The organism is Rickettsiella endosymbiont of Miltochrista miniata, assembly GCF_964031245.1.
Lineage (GTDB): Bacteria > Pseudomonadota > Gammaproteobacteria > Diplorickettsiales > Diplorickettsiaceae > Aquirickettsiella.
This window is the reverse complement of sequence record NZ_OZ035017.1, coordinates 773,756-790,298: the sequence shown is the minus strand read 5'-3', so window position 1 is coordinate 790,298 and position 16,543 is coordinate 773,756. Positions and strand designations below refer to the sequence as shown.

Genomic DNA, 16,543 nt, shown 5'->3' with positions numbered 1-16,543 from the left:
GATTCCTCTCATTAAAATTAACTCAGCTTTAGGTTAAAGCTTCTTTAACCAATGTTTGTTGTTCTTCTGCATGCACTAAAGACGAACCCACCGCGGGAGCTGCGGAAGCCGGCCTACCCACATAACGCAAACTTTGAGTTTTTGCAAGACACGAAACAAGGTGATGTTGGATACAATACCATGCACCTTGGTTTTTAGATTCTTCTTGGCACCATAGAATATCTTTTACTTTAGAATAACGTTTTAGTTCAGCACTCAACTCAGTGTCTGGAAAAGGATACAGTTGTTCGATGCGAATCAGTGCAATATCATCCCGTTTTTGTGCGCGACGTTGCTCGAGTAAATCATAATAAACTTTACCGCTACATAAAACGACACGTTTTATTTTTTTGTTCTCAACTTCACTGTCAGAAATAATCGATTGCCAACCACCGCTGCTTAATTCTTGCAAAGTGGAAACCGCTAATTTATGACGTAACAAACTTTTCGGCGTCATCAAGATCAAAGGTTTTCGATACGGTCGTAACATTTGTCGTCGCAAACAATGAAAAATCTGCGCCGGTGTACTGGGCACGCAGACTTGCATATTGTCTTGTGCACAGAGCTGTAAGAAACGTTCTAAACGCGCTGAGGTATGTTCAGGACCTGAACCTTCATAGCCATGCGGTAGAAATAAAACTAAACCACACAGTCTGCCCCATTTTTGTTCCGAGGAACTTAAAAATTGATCAATAACCACTTGAGCGCCATTAACAAAATCACCGTATTGCGCTTCCCAAATGACTAAACTGTTCGGGTTAGAAATAGCATAACCATACTCAAAACCCATGACAGCGGCTTCTGAGAGTATCGAATCAATCACGGTAAACGCATGTGGATTTTTAGCCAGCTGCGCTAACGGCACGATGGTTTGATTGGTATTAAAATCATGCAACACAGCATGGCGATGGAAAAAAGTTCCACGCTCGCTGTCTTGACCGGACAGGCGTACCTCGTAATCTTCTTGCAATAACGTAGCGTAGGCCATGGTTTCAGCATAACCCCAATTTAATGGTAATTCACCGGCGGTCATTTTACGTCGATCTTGCATAATTTTAGCGACTTGCGCTTGCAATACAAAACCTTGCGGCAAGGTTTCTATTTGCGTGGCTAATTTTTTAAGGTCATCTAAATTCACCGCGGTATCCACGGGTGACCGCCAATCTTGATAACGATAAGGACGCCAATCGATACGAAACGGATTTTCGTAATCGCTGGTAAGACGTTGCACCACGGGTTGCCCATTATCTAAACGATTTCTATACTCATCGGACCATAGTTGCACTTCTTCCGCACTCACAATATTCTGACTAATTAAGACATCGGCATATTGTTGTTTTGCAGTCGGTAATTGTTTAATGGTTTGATAGATTAACGGTTGTGTCGCGGCAGGTTCATCGGCCTCATTATGACCGTGACGACGATAACAGACTAAATCAATCACCACATCTTTTTTAAAGGTTTGCCGAAAATCAAACGCAAGTTGTAACGTAAATAATACCGCTTCAGGATCATCACCATTGACATGAAAAATCGGTGCATCGACTATTTTAGCCGGATCGGTACAATACCAACTAGAACGTGCATTTTGCGGATCAGTGGTAAATCCAAGTTGATTATTCAGGACGATATGTAAAGTCCCACCGGTACCGTAAGCTTCGGTTTGCGATAATTCGAAATTTTCCATCACGATGCCCTGACCAGAAAAAGCCGCATCACCATGAATCAGTAAAGGTAGTACTTGTTTTCTACTGCTATCTTCTCGACGTTCTTGACGTGAACGTACCGAACCTTCCACCACCGGATTAACAATTTCTAGATGTGAAGGATTAAATGCCATAGCGATATGCATCACCCCATGGTCGGTTTTTATATCGGCAGCAAAACCTTTGTGGTATTTGACATCGCCAGAACGATTTTCTTGGGTTAACTTACCGGCAAATTCTTCGAATAATTTAGCAGGTGATTTACCTAAAATATTAATCAGCACATTTAATCTGCCACGATGCGCCATACCAATGACGATTTCTTGCACTGCAGCGGCACTGGCATGCGCGACTAATTCTTCCAGCAAAGGAATTAAACTGTCACCGCCTTCCAAAGAAAAACGTTTTTGTGCGACAAATTTATTGCCAAGAAATTTTTCTAAACCATCGGCCTGGATTAAACCTTTTAAAATAGTTTTCTTAATCTGCGCTGAGAAATTGGGTTTACCCGCCACCGATTCAATCCGATCTTGCAGCCAAGACCGCTGCGCATGATCAGTAATGTGTTCATATTCAAAGCCGATGCTACTGCAATAGATCTTTTTAAGCTGCGCCAGTAAACTTTCTGCAGTAACACTTTGTAAACCGAGTAAGCCATTGAGATTAACGATGCGCGTTAAGTCTTGTGCACTAATGTCATGGTTTTCTAAACTCAAATCGACTATCTCTCGTTTTGCCGCTAATGCTAAGGGATCCAAATGTGCCTGATAATGGCCATAACGGCGATAGGCATCAATTAATCCTAACAGCTTATAGTGTAAATCACTGGTCTCGTTGGTTTTACGATTCCCGACTGGTCGTTGCGCTAATTCAGTGAAATAGCTGCGAATATCGGCATGCGAAACATCATTTTCTTTATCACTTAGTTGACTGAAATAGGTTTGCCACTCAGCACTGAGTTGACTCGGGTCGTGCAGATACTGCTCATAGAGGGTTTCTAAATAAGTGCCATTGCCACTAAATAGATAGGAATTTTGCTGTAAGGCCTGCGCCGATTTTAATTGCTCAGTCATGATGTTGAATTTTACCTATTAAAATTTCACACTTCTTCTTTTAAAAGCTCTGAACGTATATGACCTATTGCCTTAGCCGGGTTAAGACCCTTAGGACAGACCGTGGTACAATTCATAATAGTCCGACAACGAAATAAACTAAATAGATCATTTAATTCTGCTAAACGTTGCTCTTTGGCATCGTCGCGATTATCCACCAAGAAGCGACAGAGCCACAATAAGGCCGCTGGCCCCAAAAATTTATCCGGATTCCACCAATAGGAAGGACAAGCGCTGGTACAACAAGCGCATAAAATACATTCGTAAAGCCCATCTAACTTTTCACGCTCCTCGGGTGATTGTAAACGTTCTTTGGCGGGCGGTTCTTTATCATTGATGAGATACGGCTGGGCTTTTTCGTATTGACGAATAAAAGGTTCCATGTCCACCACTAAATCCCGGATTACGGGTAGGCCAGGCAGCGGTCTTAAAACGATCGGTGAACGTAAGGATGAAACCTGTGTGATACACGCCAAACCATTTTTACCATTAATATTCATACCATCGGATCCGCACACACCTTCGCGGCAAGAGCGACGAAAGCTCAAGCTTTGATCTTGTTCTTTTAAGCACTCCAAGGCTTCCAATAACATCATGTCTTTACCGGACGCAATCTCCAGCGTGTAATCCTGCATATAAGGCTTTTTGTCGATCTCGGGATCATAGCGATAAATAGAAAATTGCATAATTTAGCCTAATAACCTTGAATAATAGGATCAAGTTAAAAAATAGAGTTGTTGTGAACGCCTAGCACTTATTCGTCATTGCGAGCACCAAAAATATTAATCGTCTATTGCGAGCGCCGAAAATATTAATCGTCATTGCGAGCGCCGCAGGCGCGCGGCAATCTACATTCGCCGCCATGACGGCAATTTTTTTATGTTGCATCAATAAGTCCGTTCTTTGAGATCCATGGGTGGAACCGTCAAAGGTTTCCGATTAACCGGTCTAAATCCTATGGTATCCGCTTTAGAAAAGTATAGTAAATGTTTTAACCAATTTTTATCATCTCGTTTCGGAAAATCTTCACGACTATGCGCGCCACGACTTTCTTCACGCGTTAATGCCGATATGGCTGAAGCATAGGCTACTTCCATGAGGTTATCGAGCTCTAAGGCTTCTATACGAGCGGTATTAAAAACTTGACTATGATCGCTCAAAACAGCGTGGTTTAGACGTTCTCGCAATTGTTTTAGTTTGACTAAGCCCTCTTCCATATATTTTGCCGTACGAAACACACCAAAATCGGTTTGCATCACTTTTTGCATCGCATGCCGAATTTCGACCAAGCTTTCACCCTGTTTAGATTGCTCCCAACGATTCAATCGACTTAAGGCAACCTCTAAATCATCTTGCGTTATATTTAGCAACGGTAAATCCTGGATTAAGGATTCGCCGACATGTAAACCGGCGGAGCGGCCAAATACAATTAAATCCAGCAAAGAATTACCGCCCAAGCGATTCGCACCATGCACGGAAACGCAAGCACACTCACCTGCGGCGTATAAGCCTTCAACCACTTGATCCTGACCTTCGATATCAACCGTAATAACTTGACCATGAACATTGGTGGGTATTCCGCCCATCATGTAATGACAAGTTGGAACAACAGGAATAGGTGTGGTAATCGGATCCACATGCGCAAATGTCATCGCCAATTCCCGAATTCCTGGTAAACGTTTTTTAATGATATCTGCGCCTAGATGATCGAGTTTTAATTTTAAATAATCGACCCCTTCTGGATTAAATCCGTTTCCGGCACGTAACTCTAAGGCCATGGCGCGTGCGACTACATCGCGAGAAGCTAAATCTTTGGCATGTGGTGCATAACGTTCCATAAAACGTTCGCCGTTTTTATTAATCAGATAGCCACCTTCGCCGCGGCAACCTTCTGTCACTAATACACCCGCGCCGGCAATCCCCGTCGGATGAAATTGCCACATTTCCATGTCTTGCACTGGGAAGCCCGCGCGTAAGGCCATACCGATACCATCACCAGTATTGATCATCGCATTGGTCGTGGATTGGAAAATCCGCCCTGCGCCACCGGTCGCTAAAATAGTCGCTCGAGTATGAAAAAAGACCACTTCGCCGGTTTCAATACATAACGCAGTCAGCCCCGCGACATGACCCTGCGGTGTCTTAACCAAATCTATGGCATACCATTCATTAAAAAAATGGGTTTTAGCTTTTAAGTTTTGCTGATACAAGGTATGTAATAAGGCGTGACCGGTTCTATCCGCAGCGGCGCAGGTTCGTGCCGCTTGATCACCACCAAAATTTTTGGATTGTCCACCAAAAGGACGTTGATAGATTTTTCCAGAGTCCATACGCGAAAACGGCAAGCCCATATGTTCAAGTTCATACACCGCTTCAGGGCCGGTTTTACACATATATTCAATACTATCTTGATCGCCTAAATAATCGGAACCTTTAACGGTATCGTACATATGCCAACGCCAGTCATCTTCATGCGCATTACCTAAAGCGCAGGTAATTCCGCCTTGCGCCGAAACCGTATGTGAACGTGTTGGAAATACTTTAGAAATCAGTGCAACTTTCTGGCCAGAATGAGCTAATTGTAATGCTGCACGCATACCCGCGCCGCCGGCACCAACGATCACCGCATCAAATGTGTATGTCGGTAAGGTCATAGATGTGTGCCCCAGAAAATAACTAAACCCCAGATAAAATAGAGGAATAGCGCAATGATAATGATGAGTTGACTGATTAAACGTAAACCCGCTGATTTAATATAGTCCGTCACTATCGTCCACATACCGATCCAAGCATGCCAAAATAAACTTAATAAAAATAAACTACTAAACAAACGCATACCGAAATGACTGAATAAACTCTGCCACGTCATATAATCTAGAGGTTGATGGCACAGAATAAACGCCAATAAAAAAATAATATAAGCAGCCAAAATAACCGAAGTAGTACGTTGGATTAACCAATCGCGCATGCCGTTACCGCTCAGACTGGTTACATTAGTTAATTTTTTTACCATAAATAAATTCCCATCAGACCGGTCAGTAGTATTGCTAGCACGATAACCAAACCGGCACTAAAACGAGCGGATTTCAATTCTTCACCCATTCCAGCATCCATTAACAGGTGGCGTAGTCCGGCAAATAAATGGTAAAAAAGTGCAAATAAAAAAGCTAAGAGGATCAATTTAGTTAAGGGATGCGCAAAGCAGGTATGCACGGTAAAAAAAGCCTCTGGGCTCTGTAGTGTCAGTGCCACGATAGCTAAAAAAACCGGGATAATTAAAAATAAGAAAAAACCAGAGATTCGATGCAAAATGGACACGATCGCCGTGACAGGAAAGCGAATCGTCAATAAATTAAGATTAATGGGTCGTTTACTCACAGAGTGTAAGCCTTTTAATGAAACCAGGGTAAAAAAGACTGGGCGATTATACGCTTAAATAGCGCGCAAATACAAATTACTTGTATTCTTTATAGCTGATATATTATACATGAGATGAGTAATAGACTCAGTCGGATATTACACACTATGTTAAGATAAAATTTTTAATGGTGGGATCAAATGCAGGAAGCCTTCAATAAACCTTCACTTCTCAATTCTCCTCCTCAAGCTATTTTTTTTACCATGCTCGAGCTATTGTTACAACTGCAACACTCAAACAAGAAGTTCTTAGTTTCTCCAGGTTATTTAGAAAAATATGAAACTTTTCTAGATGAAATATTTTTACAGGGGAAATTCGCAAATTTTCAAGCAGGTAATTTTAATTGCTTCCAGGACATGACTGAACCTGAATTTGATCACTGGAAAGCTTATCTGGCAAAAATTGCAAATAACCAAAAAATTGATTTTTTCACCAAACTACTTTTGAATGAAGAAATTTCTTTAAGCTATTTTAAAATTCAAATTGGGCGTTACCAGATTAAAAGCTTAAAAAAATGCTGCTTCTTTACATTATCTAAAAACATACGAATTCAGCAAATTGATCAATTACCTCTACCCAAGCTTTTGAAAGAAAATTTAACAGAATTTGTTCAACAACAAGGGAGTGATGATAGAAAATGTATTATTTAGTCAATGCCCTCAATACCGCTTTTGGTTCCTTTTCAATGACCTTAAGAAAATTACGCGCTGTTGCCGTAGGCTCCCTTCTATGTTGCTCCCACTCTTGAATAGTTCTTATACTTACACCAAAATAATGAGCAAATGCATCCTGAGAGAGATGTAAGCGGGTACGTATTGCTTTGATATCGACTGTTTGAATAGGGGATACACGCTTAAATTTCTTCAACTGTGCCGCCGTTAATAAAGGAGCATCTGGATCTGACTTTGCAGATTTTTTAATCTGACGTTCCGTCATTGATTTAAGTTTTCTCCACGCCGTTTTACCCTTCTGACGTTTATTGTGCATCGAAATAAGCTTTGCGTTCATTTTTACTAGCCCTCCTCGCAGAAATAATTCTTTTCACCCTGTTCCTAATTGTATAAACAATCAATAAAACTATATTGTTAACATTGGCAATCGTTTGATAACGAATTTCACCATGACGGACGGTTTCTAATTGTATCCGGTTTGGATCATGAAATACTTCAACGGCATCAAGAAAGTCAATCCCATGTTTATCTAGATTGAGCGCTCTTTTGGTTTCATCCCATTCGAATACCTGCATATTAATCATAATACGTCAATGACGTATATAATTCAAGGGGTATTTTATAACCGACTTTTAATCTAAACCGACTAAACGCGCTAATTTTTGGATATCGTCGGCTTTTAATTCGCGGTGTTGGCCTCTACTCAGATCTTCTGGCAAGGTCACATTACCAAATCGTACGCGCAACAAACGACTGACATTAATACCTTGTGACTCCCATAAACGCCTGACTTCACGGTTACGCCCTTCTTTCAGCACCACATGATACCAATGATTGGCACCCGATCCGCCCCGCTCTTCAATTCGCGTAAACGCTGCCATGCCATCTTCTAATTTCACTCCTTCTGTTAAACGCTGCAAAATTTTTTCATCGACTTTACCTAACACACGCACGGCGTATTCTCTTTCAATTTCATAAGAAGGATGCGATAAGCGATGCGCTAATTCGCCATCATTGGTGAAAACAAGTAAACCTAAGGTATTAATATCCAAACGACCGATCATAATCCAACGTTGACCCCGTAATGGAGGCAAATGTTCAAATACCGTCGGCCGACCATCCGGATCCGAACGTGCACAGATCTCGCCTTCTGGTTTATGATAGATCAGCACGCGGCGCTTAAAATCAGTAGTAGGTATTAAAGGTATAGGCTTACCATCTAGCAAAATTTTTGCCGTCAAATCAATTCTATCACCCAGCTTGGCGGCCTGTTGATTAATCCGAATTCGACCTTCGCGGATCCAACGTTCTATTTCGCGACGCGATCCAATACCTAAATTGGCCAATACTTTTTGTATTTTTTCATTCATGCAAATAACTCATTAATCCTCTCATGTTATGCTAAATTAAACTTTTTTGCTGATTTTTTTTCAATTGTGATTTAATGGTATACTCAAACATGCTTTCAGGATGAAAAGTTCGTTACAGGAGTGACATGTTAGCCAGAATATTTATTGCCATATTATTAATACTCACCGCGGTTACCACTTACACACAAACGCATAATACTATTATTAATTCACGCTCAGTTGGGGTTCAAATCGTTTAAGACCTTTTTGATAACGATGAATCTTTTCTACATAATGTTGTGCATACCATTGCATATCGGCTATTTGTTGTGGGGACAATGGTTTTATTTTCCCTGGCGAACCCATCACTAAGGAGCCATCCGGAATATGTTGATTTTCTAACACCATAGCATTCGCGGCAATCAAACAATGTTTACCAATCACGGCGTTATTCAATATCTTAGCGCCAATCGCAACCACTGAATAATCGCCCAGCGCACGCGCATGCACCATGGCATGATGAGCAATCGTTACATTTCTACCCACTTGCATCGGCATATCCGGATCGGTATGCAACACCGCCCCGTCTTGAATATTGGTATTTTCGCCGATTTCTATCACCGTATTATCCGCACGAACGACGGCATGAGGTAAGATAATGACATGATTGTGAATAATCACTGAGCCAATGACATCCGCACTCTCAGCAATAAAAATATCTTCGCCTAATAAGGTTGGATGTCTATCTTCAAAAGAATAAAGCATTTGCCTAACCTGCGTGATAGACTTGATTTCATTGTTAAACGCTACTCTACGGTCCTCATTTACTGATGTAAACTCCGGTCCTCGACTATCGTTTGCCTCGAACTCAAGCCCATCACTGGGTTATGCACGAGGTCTATAAACTTCAACTAATTTTCAAGGACATCGAGTGAAGCATTCGATTCACTATCAGCGGCGAATGGAACCTCTGTAGGTTCGATGATCCCAGGCAAAGGAAAAGGCGGCAATTCCGCTAACTCTTTTAAGCCAAAATGATCGAGAAATAATGTCGACGTCGCATAGAGATTAGGTCGTCCGGGAACCTCACGTTGCCCGACCACCTGTATCCATTCTTGCTCCAATAAGGTTTTTATAATAGTTGGATTCACCGCAACACCGCGTATCGCTTCAATGTCGCCGCGTGTCACAGGTTGTTTGTAAGCAACGATACTTAAGGTTTCTAAGAAGGCACGTGAATATCGGGGTGGTTTTTCTGGCCAGAGTCGTTTTACCCAATCGTTGAGTGCACTCGCCGTTTGGAAACAATAACCACTGGCCAATTGTTTTAATTGGATACCGCGGTCTTGATAATCTTCGGTTAATTCCAGCAAAATTTTCTTCAGATTCGATTTGGTTGGCCGCTCTTCTGGGCTAAATAAATCCAACATGCGCTCAATGCTTACCGGCTCGCCGGCGGCAAGAATAGCGGCTTCACATATTGACTTAAGCGTTTGATTTTCCATAGCCAAACTATAGCAGTAAAGTGCCCGTCATGGCGAGCGAATGTCTAGATTGCCGCGCACCTACGGTGCTCGCAATGACGATTAATATTTTGCGCGCTCGCAATAACGGGTAAGCTAAGTCGCTTGATCCGACTCGTTAATTGCTGTCTAATAGTACCCACTCCAGGGGTGCCTTTTTATGGCTGAGAGAATGTTCCATTCAACCCTCATAACCTGATCGGGCTAATACCTGCGTAGGAAGAAGTACATTGAAAACAAAAAATTGTTTAGATAGATTATCTGTATCCAGTAGCGCGTTCACCTTAGCAACGCTATTCCATGACGTCGATTTAATCCGACTCACCCATCCTTTAATTCACAATATCACCAATCTGGTCGTGATGCCGACCACGGCTAATATGTTATTGGCATTAGGTGCTGCGCCGATTATGGCACATGCCGAAGAAGAATTAGAAGAAATTATCCAACTGGCACAAGCCTTAGTCATTAACATCGGCACACTCGATGCCGCTTGGCTAGCGGCCATCGAACAAGCTCAACGAGCTGCTTTAAGACGCGGTATTCCCGTCATATTTGATCCAGTGGGTGTTGGCGCAAGTACCTATCGCACCACTGCGGCTTTAAACATCATCAAGAGCGGTGTTGACGTTATCCGCGGCAATGCTTCAGAAATTATGGCTTTGCTCGATACCTCCATCACCACCAAAGGTGTCGATAGCACTCAAGCCAGTCACAATGCTGTTACTTCCGCGCAAACCTTAGCGCAACAATACCAATGTATTGTCGTCGTCAGCGGCAAAATCGATTTTATTGTCGGTGAGTCGATGTCCGTTGCATTGGATTATGGAACACCGCTACTTACTAAAGTCGTTGGCATGGGATGTTCCTTAACCGCTATAATTGCCAGTTTTTTAGCGGTGAATCCGGATCGATTTAACGCGTGTGTTCATGCCATGGCCTGGATGGGACTGGTGAGTGAAGTTGCTGAAAAAAAATCCCATGGCCCGGGAAGTTTTTATAATCAGCTACTCGACTGTTTTTATGCTGTACAAAAAAAAGATTTACAATCCTTACTTAAAACGGATATTACCGTATGACTATTGATTACTCTTACTATCTTGTAACATCGCTATGTCAGCGCGTAACGCTACGTTAGCCCAAGTCGTCACGCTTGCTGGTACCGATCCTTCCGGTGGTGCTGGCATACAAGCCGACATCAAAGCGATCTCAGCCACTGGTAGTTATGCAGCCAGCATCATTACCATCTTAGTCGCGCAAAACACAGAATCCGTTACCGCGATACAAGAAATTCCATTAGCTTTTATTCAGCAACAAATCGATGCAGTATTTACTGATTTATCTATCGACGCGGTTAAACTCGGCATGCTTTATCATGAAGACATTATTCATTTAGTCGCCGCTAACTTAAAAAAATATCAACCTCCTTTTATTGTGCTTGATCCAGTCATGATTTCCCAATCGGGTCATGCCCTATTGAAAACGGAAGCCATACAAGCTTTAGTGAATGATTTATTCCCATTAGCAACCCTAATTACACCCAATATTCCTGAAGCCGAATCGATCTTATCAATTAACATTAACGGCGAACGCAGCATGCAAGATGCCGCGATTCTGATCGCGACACGCTATAAGGTGTCGGTATTGCTGAAAGGTGGACATTTAAAAACCACACGTTCACCGGATATTTTTTATGATTATCCACAACAACAAATACACCGATTTGATACGCACCGTATAAACACTAAAAATACGCATGGCACCGGTTGCACATTATCGGCTGCGATCGCTTCGTATTTAGCTCAAGGTGAGAATTTGTATCATGCCATTGTTAAAGCAAAACACTATTTGACACAATGTATTTTGGCCGCAAAAGATTTACAAATTGGTCATGGCCAAGGGCCCGTACATCATTTTTATTTTTTAAGTAAGGCAGAACAACATGTTTGAAGAACTTAAAGCCGCTGTAGCGGACATCATGCCAAAAATCTATCAGCATCCTTTTAATCAAGAACTGGCGCAAGGTAATTTAGCTTTAGAAAAATTTATCTTTTATTTAAAACAAGATGCTTTATATCTCGCCGATTTTTCTAAAGCACTCGCACTTACCGCAACACGGCTGCCACACGATCAACAAAGTGAATTATTTATGCAATTTGCCATGAATGCACTTAAAGCTGAACGTGATCTGCATAATAATATTCTAAAAAAATATGCTGCTACGCCACCTACAATCCATAAACAAAGTCATTTTTGTTTTATGTATACCAATTATTTATTACGTATGGCAAGTACAGCGCCTGTAGAAGAAGCTGTAGCGAGTTTATTACCTTGCTTTTGGGTTTATCAACAAGTAGGACAACGCGCCTATAATAAAAAAATTCCCAATAACCCTTATCAAGCATGGATCGATTTATATTCCAGTCATGAATTTAATCATTCCGTCGATCGAATGATAGCGACACTTAACGATCTTGCAATACATGCCAGCATTCCATGTCAACAAAAAATGTTAAGCGCATTTAGACAAGCTACTTTGTGCGAATGGCAATTTTGGCAAGGGGCTTATATACAACAAACCTGGCCAATTTAAACCACGAGATCTAACTATACGCTTCGCACATGACATTGCTTGCTATCACTCATCATTTTTTTAATTAATTTTAATTAAAAAATATTTAAAATTTTCATTGTTTGATTAAATTGAATTAAGCTTAACGCTATTGTGAATATGAAAGTGACCTGATATCCTTACTTTATATTTCTTATAAAATTATCTATATAATAAAGCATAAATTTTAAATAATTAATTTTTTATTCATAACAATAGAGGGATATTAAATGTTAGATGAATACCAAATAGATCCTGCCTTTAATAAAAATCTCGTTTTTTCTTATCAACCACCTCCCAACATTAATGCAACTGAGTTGCCGATCTTAGATAAGACTTGGTTAGTCGATTTTAAAAAAATTATTTGTGAAGCCGATAATAAATTACCGAAAAATGTTTTTGATAGACATATAGGTGAAATATCCGATTATCGTGCCAAAGTACCACTACTAAAACAATTGCAGCTTATTTATCATCGCTTACTAGGACATTTAGATTCAGAATTAGGCAAACTCTCGGCGGATAATCATCAGGCTATAATAAGTAGCTTAACTGAAGACATTATCGAATGCAGCGAAGGTTTTCATAACCGCGTTAACATTATCGTTGACTCATTTCATAAACCACGCAATTTAGCCGAACTACTTTGTACTGTACGCAAAGAATTAGTCAAAGAAGTCGCTACGACACTCACCAATGAAGTTCATGCCTGGAATCGGATTAGCGTGATTGCCGCCAGTGATGGCTTAGGCATAAAAGCCAATTTTCCTGACGATACGTATTCGGGCGCTTTATCTGAAACTTTGATTCGACGCGCTTTACAACAAATATTTTATAAAAAATTTACACCTTTTCATTTACCCAGTTTACTCATAGCAGCGTTTAGGGAATTCATTCCAGAATTAGAAATTGAGATCGAGAAAGGTAAAAAAAATGGTTTAGGTTTAGGTCTGCAAATGAAAGAAAAGATCACTCGATTGATCAAGGTTTTTTTACCTGAATACATCAATGAAGAAAATGAAAAAGACAAGAATCCCAATAATTGGGAAAATTATTTTAAAATATCTCCAATAGATTCTAGTTTGGTCGATGTTAATTGGGAAAAAATGTATCGATCTTTTTATGAGGCTTTGTCTGATAATAATTATTTTAAAAGACCACAAATAAATACTTTGCTTGATAGTGCTTATTATAATTTATTTTTAATAAAAAAAACCGCTCACATTCCTAGTAAACTTATTTCCAAACTTTTTAAGGAAGAAAAACATTCGGATTTATTAGAGCAATTAGTCGAATTAAACACCCGGTTTCCTAAATATTACCAACATGTAAGCAAAAATAAAATTTTCATTAAGAATTGTTTAGTATTCATCGATTATTTGACGCAACAGTTAAAAATTAGCAGCGCATACTCCACAGAGATCATGCAAGGTCTCCGTTTAATCATCCGCTTAGATTTACGCCGTAAAAATTTTATCATTGAAAAAATAGCCGATATGTTTCTTTTAAAAAATCGATCCGGCTTTAACCCCTTGATGCTAGGGGCAGTTAATAATCCTGAACTGTTAAATGATATTTTAGTTTTTCTAAAAAAGAATGAAGCCATCATTGACTCTCGAAAAGTTGAGGAAATGCTTTTAATGAAAAATAAAGACAATTGCAATGCGCTGATGTTAGCAGCCAGCAAACAAGCCGAGGCAATTGGAACCATTTTAAGCTTTTTAACCACTTCCATCGGCCGGTTTGCTAACGACACCTTGCATAAACTATTTACACAGCAACAAAAAGATAGCTATACCGCTGTCACTTTAACTGCGCGCGATCATCCCGATCGTCTTAACAATGTTTTTGCATTCGTAACCAACTATATAACCTTTGACGGAGAAGCCCTACTTAAACTTTTCTTCACTGAAAATGCAAATGGGAACTGTACGTTATTGAGGCTAGCTATAAAAAATCAACTCGAGACGACCTTTTATATTATCGACTTTATGTTTAAAAATATAAAAAAATTTAATCAGACCATTTTATGGAAAATGTTTTTAGAACAGGATCAAGATGGTTTTACTATTTTAATGTTAATTGCTCGTTGGCAGCCTAAAGCTTTAGAATTTATATTTACGCTTATTTATGAACATCCTGACTTTTTTCCTGCAGAAAATTTACTTAAATTATTTTTAGAAAAAAATAATAAAAATTATAATTGCTTCATGCTACTTGCTGAATTTCAACCTACATTCGTGCCAATATTTTTAAATTTTATTAAGAAAAAATTAAAAATATTTAAATCGAATATAGAAGAAATATTATTTACAAAAAATAAAAATGGTTACAACAGTTTGATATTAGCCCGTCATCATCCTGAAGCCCTGGCGTCCATTATAAAGTTTATTCATGGGCAACCAAAGGCTGTAGTTTCTGTAAGTTTGGAACAAATATTCTTAGAAAAACATGACTCGGGTTTAACTTTTTTGATGCTCTTATCGCGAGATAAAGCCGAATCGTTAAAGTTTGCATTTGAATTTATTGAAAAACATCCTGATCTCTTTACTCGAGAAAATTTGGCTAAGTTAATCTTAGAAACAAATGAATTACACTATAACAGCTTAATGTTAGCTGGACGTAATCTATATAATGCTGTTGCATATAGCTTGAATTTTATTCAAAAACATCCTGAAATTTTTTCACCTATATTGCTTACCCAACTTCTATTAGCTGAGAACCAATATAGAGCTAATGCATTAATGATAGCAGCCATGTACCAACCTAAGGCGGTGAAATTGTGGTTTGCGTTTTTAGCAAGCACTATTAACCATATCGATAAGGATAGTATAAATGAATTTGTTTTTAAAAAAATTCGTGATTATGATGCCTGCAATGCTGTGTTTTTTGGTGGTCGCTACAATTACAGAAAAAGCGTCATGTCAGTCACCGCTCAGCTTGAAGATCGTACCGCGATCAATGCACTGCTAAAGTTTACCGATGATCATATTAGCTTATTAGGAATCCAAATCTTCGCTGAACTACTCATAGAAAAAGATAACAACGATGATTATATTTTTCGGCCTGCCTGTGCTAAATATCCTTTTACCATGAAAAAGGCTTTAAACTTTATCGCCGATTCAGCGAAAAGTGAACACCTGATCCCTATTCAAGATATCACAGCCTATTTTATATTCGAACAATTCGCTCGATGGACCAACCTCCAGACTGACGAAGATCTAGCCTATAAAATCATCCATGCGTATTCAGTACCCTTGTTAAACTATTTTACGAAAGATTATTTCAATCAATATCCTTGCAATTTACGTTACGTTACCGATCAATTACTCGATTGTTATTTAAAAAACCCAGAAACTACTAAAAATAAATATGAAGCTTATACCTATAGACTTTACTTTTTTAAATCATACTTTTCTTACGATAAAAAAACAAAAGCAGCCCTAGCCTTAAAAGAACTCGTGTCATCTAATGATTTTAATCTAGAAAATCTAAACAAACTCGAAGCTCAACACCCTATTTTAACAAGCAAACGCTTACCCGATAATTCTAATTTACAGGATAGTATACTTAATAATTTGTTTGGCGCTTACCTTGAGATTGCTAAAACTCACGACTTAGACATATGCAATAGTTTGGCAGAAAATAATTCTGTTTATCCGAAACTAATGAAAATGGGATAGTTTCGGTTAAAACGTCCCTTCACAGGCAAAAAGAAATGAAATTTTAATGCGCATAGCTGCGAGGCAATTTACTGGTAAAGCCCAAATACAGCGCAATGATGGCCATCAGCAGATAGAAAAAACTATCCGAGATATTAATATGTACTAGCCTTAAGTTGCCATTCATGGCGAAACCCCAAATCGCAATTGCAGCAAAGATGATACCAAAAAATTTAAAATACATGCGCGCATAAAACATCGAACCGCTGGCAGACAAGGCCAGCAAACCGATCAGTATATAAAAAAGATTTAATAAGATACCCACCGTAAAAAAATTGATCAGCACATGGTTGGGTGTAATAGGTGGAATGAAGCCCAGTATGCCTAATAGAATAAAAACAATAGCAAAGATTAAGGCCATACCTCTTAAGAACACGCTGAAACTCCCTTTG

Annotated in this window: 16 protein-coding genes and 1 riboswitch; of the genes, 5 read left to right on the top strand and 11 right to left on the bottom strand. The window is 39.6% G+C overall.

Features of this window, described 5'->3' with window-relative positions; genetic code table 11:
- Positions 1–28 precede the first annotated feature (28 nt).
- From AAHH40_RS03575 to sdhC, 5 genes are all read right to left on the bottom strand, one after another.
- Positions 29–2,818: a 2-oxoglutarate dehydrogenase E1 component gene (locus tag AAHH40_RS03575; protein WP_342220748.1), complete on the bottom strand. Its 2,790-nt coding sequence runs from the start codon at positions 2,816–2,818 to the stop codon at positions 29–31.
- A gap of 26 nt (positions 2,819–2,844) precedes the next feature.
- Positions 2,845–3,543: a succinate dehydrogenase iron-sulfur subunit gene (locus AAHH40_RS03570; RefSeq protein ID WP_425287970.1), complete on the bottom strand. Its 699-nt coding sequence runs from the start codon at positions 3,541–3,543 to the stop codon at positions 2,845–2,847.
- Positions 3,544–3,744: 201 nt separating this feature from the next.
- The gene (gene sdhA / locus AAHH40_RS03565) at positions 3,745–5,511 is read right to left on the bottom strand and encodes a succinate dehydrogenase flavoprotein subunit (protein WP_342220747.1); all 1,767 of its coding nucleotides are present in this window, start codon (positions 5,509–5,511) and stop codon (positions 3,745–3,747) included.
- On the bottom strand, positions 5,508–5,870 hold the full coding sequence (gene sdhD, locus AAHH40_RS03560; RefSeq protein WP_342220746.1) for a succinate dehydrogenase, hydrophobic membrane anchor protein: 363 nt from the start codon (positions 5,868–5,870) through the stop codon (positions 5,508–5,510). The genes sdhA and sdhD overlap by 4 nt, the downstream gene beginning before the upstream one ends.
- Positions 5,864–6,235: a succinate dehydrogenase, cytochrome b556 subunit gene (gene sdhC, locus AAHH40_RS03555; protein ID WP_342220745.1), complete on the bottom strand. Its 372-nt coding sequence runs from the start codon at positions 6,233–6,235 to the stop codon at positions 5,864–5,866. The genes sdhD and sdhC overlap by 7 nt, the downstream gene beginning before the upstream one ends.
- Positions 6,236–6,415: 180 nt before the next feature.
- Between sdhC and AAHH40_RS03550 the strand changes: the two genes are divergently transcribed.
- The gene (locus AAHH40_RS03550; protein ID WP_342220744.1) at positions 6,416–6,925 is read left to right on the top strand and encodes a hypothetical protein; all 510 of its coding nucleotides are present in this window, start codon (positions 6,416–6,418) and stop codon (positions 6,923–6,925) included.
- On the opposite strand, the gene AAHH40_RS03545 is transcribed toward AAHH40_RS03550, so the two are convergent.
- The 5 genes from AAHH40_RS03545 to scpB form a co-directional block, all read right to left on the bottom strand.
- Positions 6,918–7,283: a helix-turn-helix domain-containing protein gene (locus tag AAHH40_RS03545; protein ID WP_342220743.1), complete on the bottom strand. Its 366-nt coding sequence runs from the start codon at positions 7,281–7,283 to the stop codon at positions 6,918–6,920. The genes AAHH40_RS03550 and AAHH40_RS03545 overlap by 8 nt on opposite strands.
- On the bottom strand, positions 7,252–7,530 hold the full coding sequence (locus tag AAHH40_RS03540; protein ID WP_342220742.1) for a BrnT family toxin: 279 nt from the start codon (positions 7,528–7,530) through the stop codon (positions 7,252–7,254). Before AAHH40_RS03540 ends, AAHH40_RS03545 begins: the two co-directional genes overlap by 32 nt.
- 48 nt (positions 7,531–7,578) lie before the next feature.
- Entirely contained in the window at positions 7,579–8,316 is a 738-nt protein-coding gene (gene rluB, locus AAHH40_RS03535) for a 23S rRNA pseudouridine(2605) synthase RluB (RefSeq protein ID WP_342220741.1), read from the bottom strand.
- 204 nt (positions 8,317–8,520) lie between these two features.
- Positions 8,521–9,060 (bottom strand): gamma carbonic anhydrase family protein, encoded by a 540-nt coding sequence (locus AAHH40_RS03530; protein WP_342220740.1) that lies wholly within the window; start codon positions 9,058–9,060, stop codon positions 8,521–8,523.
- A 146-nt stretch (positions 9,061–9,206) separates the two neighbouring features.
- Entirely contained in the window at positions 9,207–9,800 is a 594-nt protein-coding gene (gene scpB / locus AAHH40_RS03525; protein WP_342220739.1) for an SMC-Scp complex subunit ScpB, read from the bottom strand.
- 154 nt (positions 9,801–9,954) lie between these two features.
- A riboswitch (TPP riboswitch) is annotated at positions 9,955–10,057 on the top strand.
- On the opposite strand from scpB, the gene thiM reads away from it, so the two are divergent.
- The 4 genes from thiM to AAHH40_RS03505 all read left to right on the top strand — a co-directional run bounded on the left by thiM (position 10,049) and on the right by AAHH40_RS03505 (position 16,112).
- The gene (gene thiM, locus AAHH40_RS03520; RefSeq protein WP_342220738.1) at positions 10,049–10,897 is read left to right on the top strand and encodes a hydroxyethylthiazole kinase; all 849 of its coding nucleotides are present in this window, start codon (positions 10,049–10,051) and stop codon (positions 10,895–10,897) included. (Overlaps the previous riboswitch by 9 nt.)
- Positions 10,898–10,931: 34 nt before the next feature.
- Entirely contained in the window at positions 10,932–11,768 is an 837-nt protein-coding gene (gene thiD / locus AAHH40_RS03515) for a bifunctional hydroxymethylpyrimidine kinase/phosphomethylpyrimidine kinase (protein ID WP_342220737.1), read from the top strand.
- Positions 11,761–12,411: a TenA family protein gene (locus AAHH40_RS03510; protein WP_342220736.1), complete on the top strand. Its 651-nt coding sequence runs from the start codon at positions 11,761–11,763 to the stop codon at positions 12,409–12,411. The genes thiD and AAHH40_RS03510 overlap by 8 nt, the downstream gene beginning before the upstream one ends.
- A gap of 248 nt (positions 12,412–12,659) precedes the next feature.
- Entirely contained in the window at positions 12,660–16,112 is a 3,453-nt protein-coding gene (locus AAHH40_RS03505) for a hypothetical protein (protein WP_342220735.1), read from the top strand.
- A 43-nt stretch (positions 16,113–16,155) separates the two neighbouring features.
- Here the strand turns inward: AAHH40_RS03505 and AAHH40_RS03500 are convergent, their stop codons facing one another.
- Positions 16,156–16,512 carry a DUF4383 domain-containing protein gene (locus tag AAHH40_RS03500; RefSeq protein WP_342220734.1) on the bottom strand — a complete coding sequence of 119 codons (357 nt, stop codon included), beginning with the start codon at positions 16,510–16,512 and terminating at the stop codon, positions 16,156–16,158.
- Positions 16,513–16,543 lie beyond the last annotated feature (31 nt).

Bases quoted from the DNA above. Each gene is read 5' to 3' on its own strand.
- AAHH40_RS03540 (WP_342220742.1), bottom strand. From the start codon at position 7,530: ATGATTAATATGCAGGTATTCGAATGGGATGAAACCAAAAGAGCGCTC.
- AAHH40_RS03570 (WP_425287970.1), bottom strand. From the start codon at position 3,543: ATGCAATTTTCTATTTATCGCTATGATCCCGAGATCGACAAAAAGCCT.
- AAHH40_RS03500 (WP_342220734.1), bottom strand. From the start codon at position 16,512: ATGGCCTTAATCTTTGCTATTGTTTTTATTCTATTAGGCATACTGGGC.
- sdhA (WP_342220747.1), bottom strand. From the start codon at position 5,511: ATGACCTTACCGACATACACATTTGATGCGGTGATCGTTGGTGCCGGC.
- AAHH40_RS03545 (WP_342220743.1), bottom strand. From the start codon at position 7,283: ATGAACGCAAAGCTTATTTCGATGCACAATAAACGTCAGAAGGGTAAA.
- AAHH40_RS03505 (WP_342220735.1), top strand. From the start codon at position 12,660: ATGTTAGATGAATACCAAATAGATCCTGCCTTTAATAAAAATCTCGTT.
- AAHH40_RS03550 (WP_342220744.1), top strand. From the start codon at position 6,416: ATGCAGGAAGCCTTCAATAAACCTTCACTTCTCAATTCTCCTCCTCAA.
- sdhD (WP_342220746.1), bottom strand. From the start codon at position 5,870: ATGGTAAAAAAATTAACTAATGTAACCAGTCTGAGCGGTAACGGCATG.
- AAHH40_RS03575 (WP_342220748.1), bottom strand. From the start codon at position 2,818: ATGACTGAGCAATTAAAATCGGCGCAGGCCTTACAGCAAAATTCCTAT.
- scpB (WP_342220739.1), bottom strand. From the start codon at position 9,800: ATGGAAAATCAAACGCTTAAGTCAATATGTGAAGCCGCTATTCTTGCC.
- rluB (WP_342220741.1), bottom strand. From the start codon at position 8,316: ATGAATGAAAAAATACAAAAAGTATTGGCCAATTTAGGTATTGGATCG.
- thiD (WP_342220737.1), top strand. From the start codon at position 10,932: ATGTCAGCGCGTAACGCTACGTTAGCCCAAGTCGTCACGCTTGCTGGT.
- AAHH40_RS03530 (WP_342220740.1), bottom strand. From the start codon at position 9,060: ATGCTTTATTCTTTTGAAGATAGACATCCAACCTTATTAGGCGAAGAT.
- AAHH40_RS03510 (WP_342220736.1), top strand. From the start codon at position 11,761: ATGTTTGAAGAACTTAAAGCCGCTGTAGCGGACATCATGCCAAAAATC.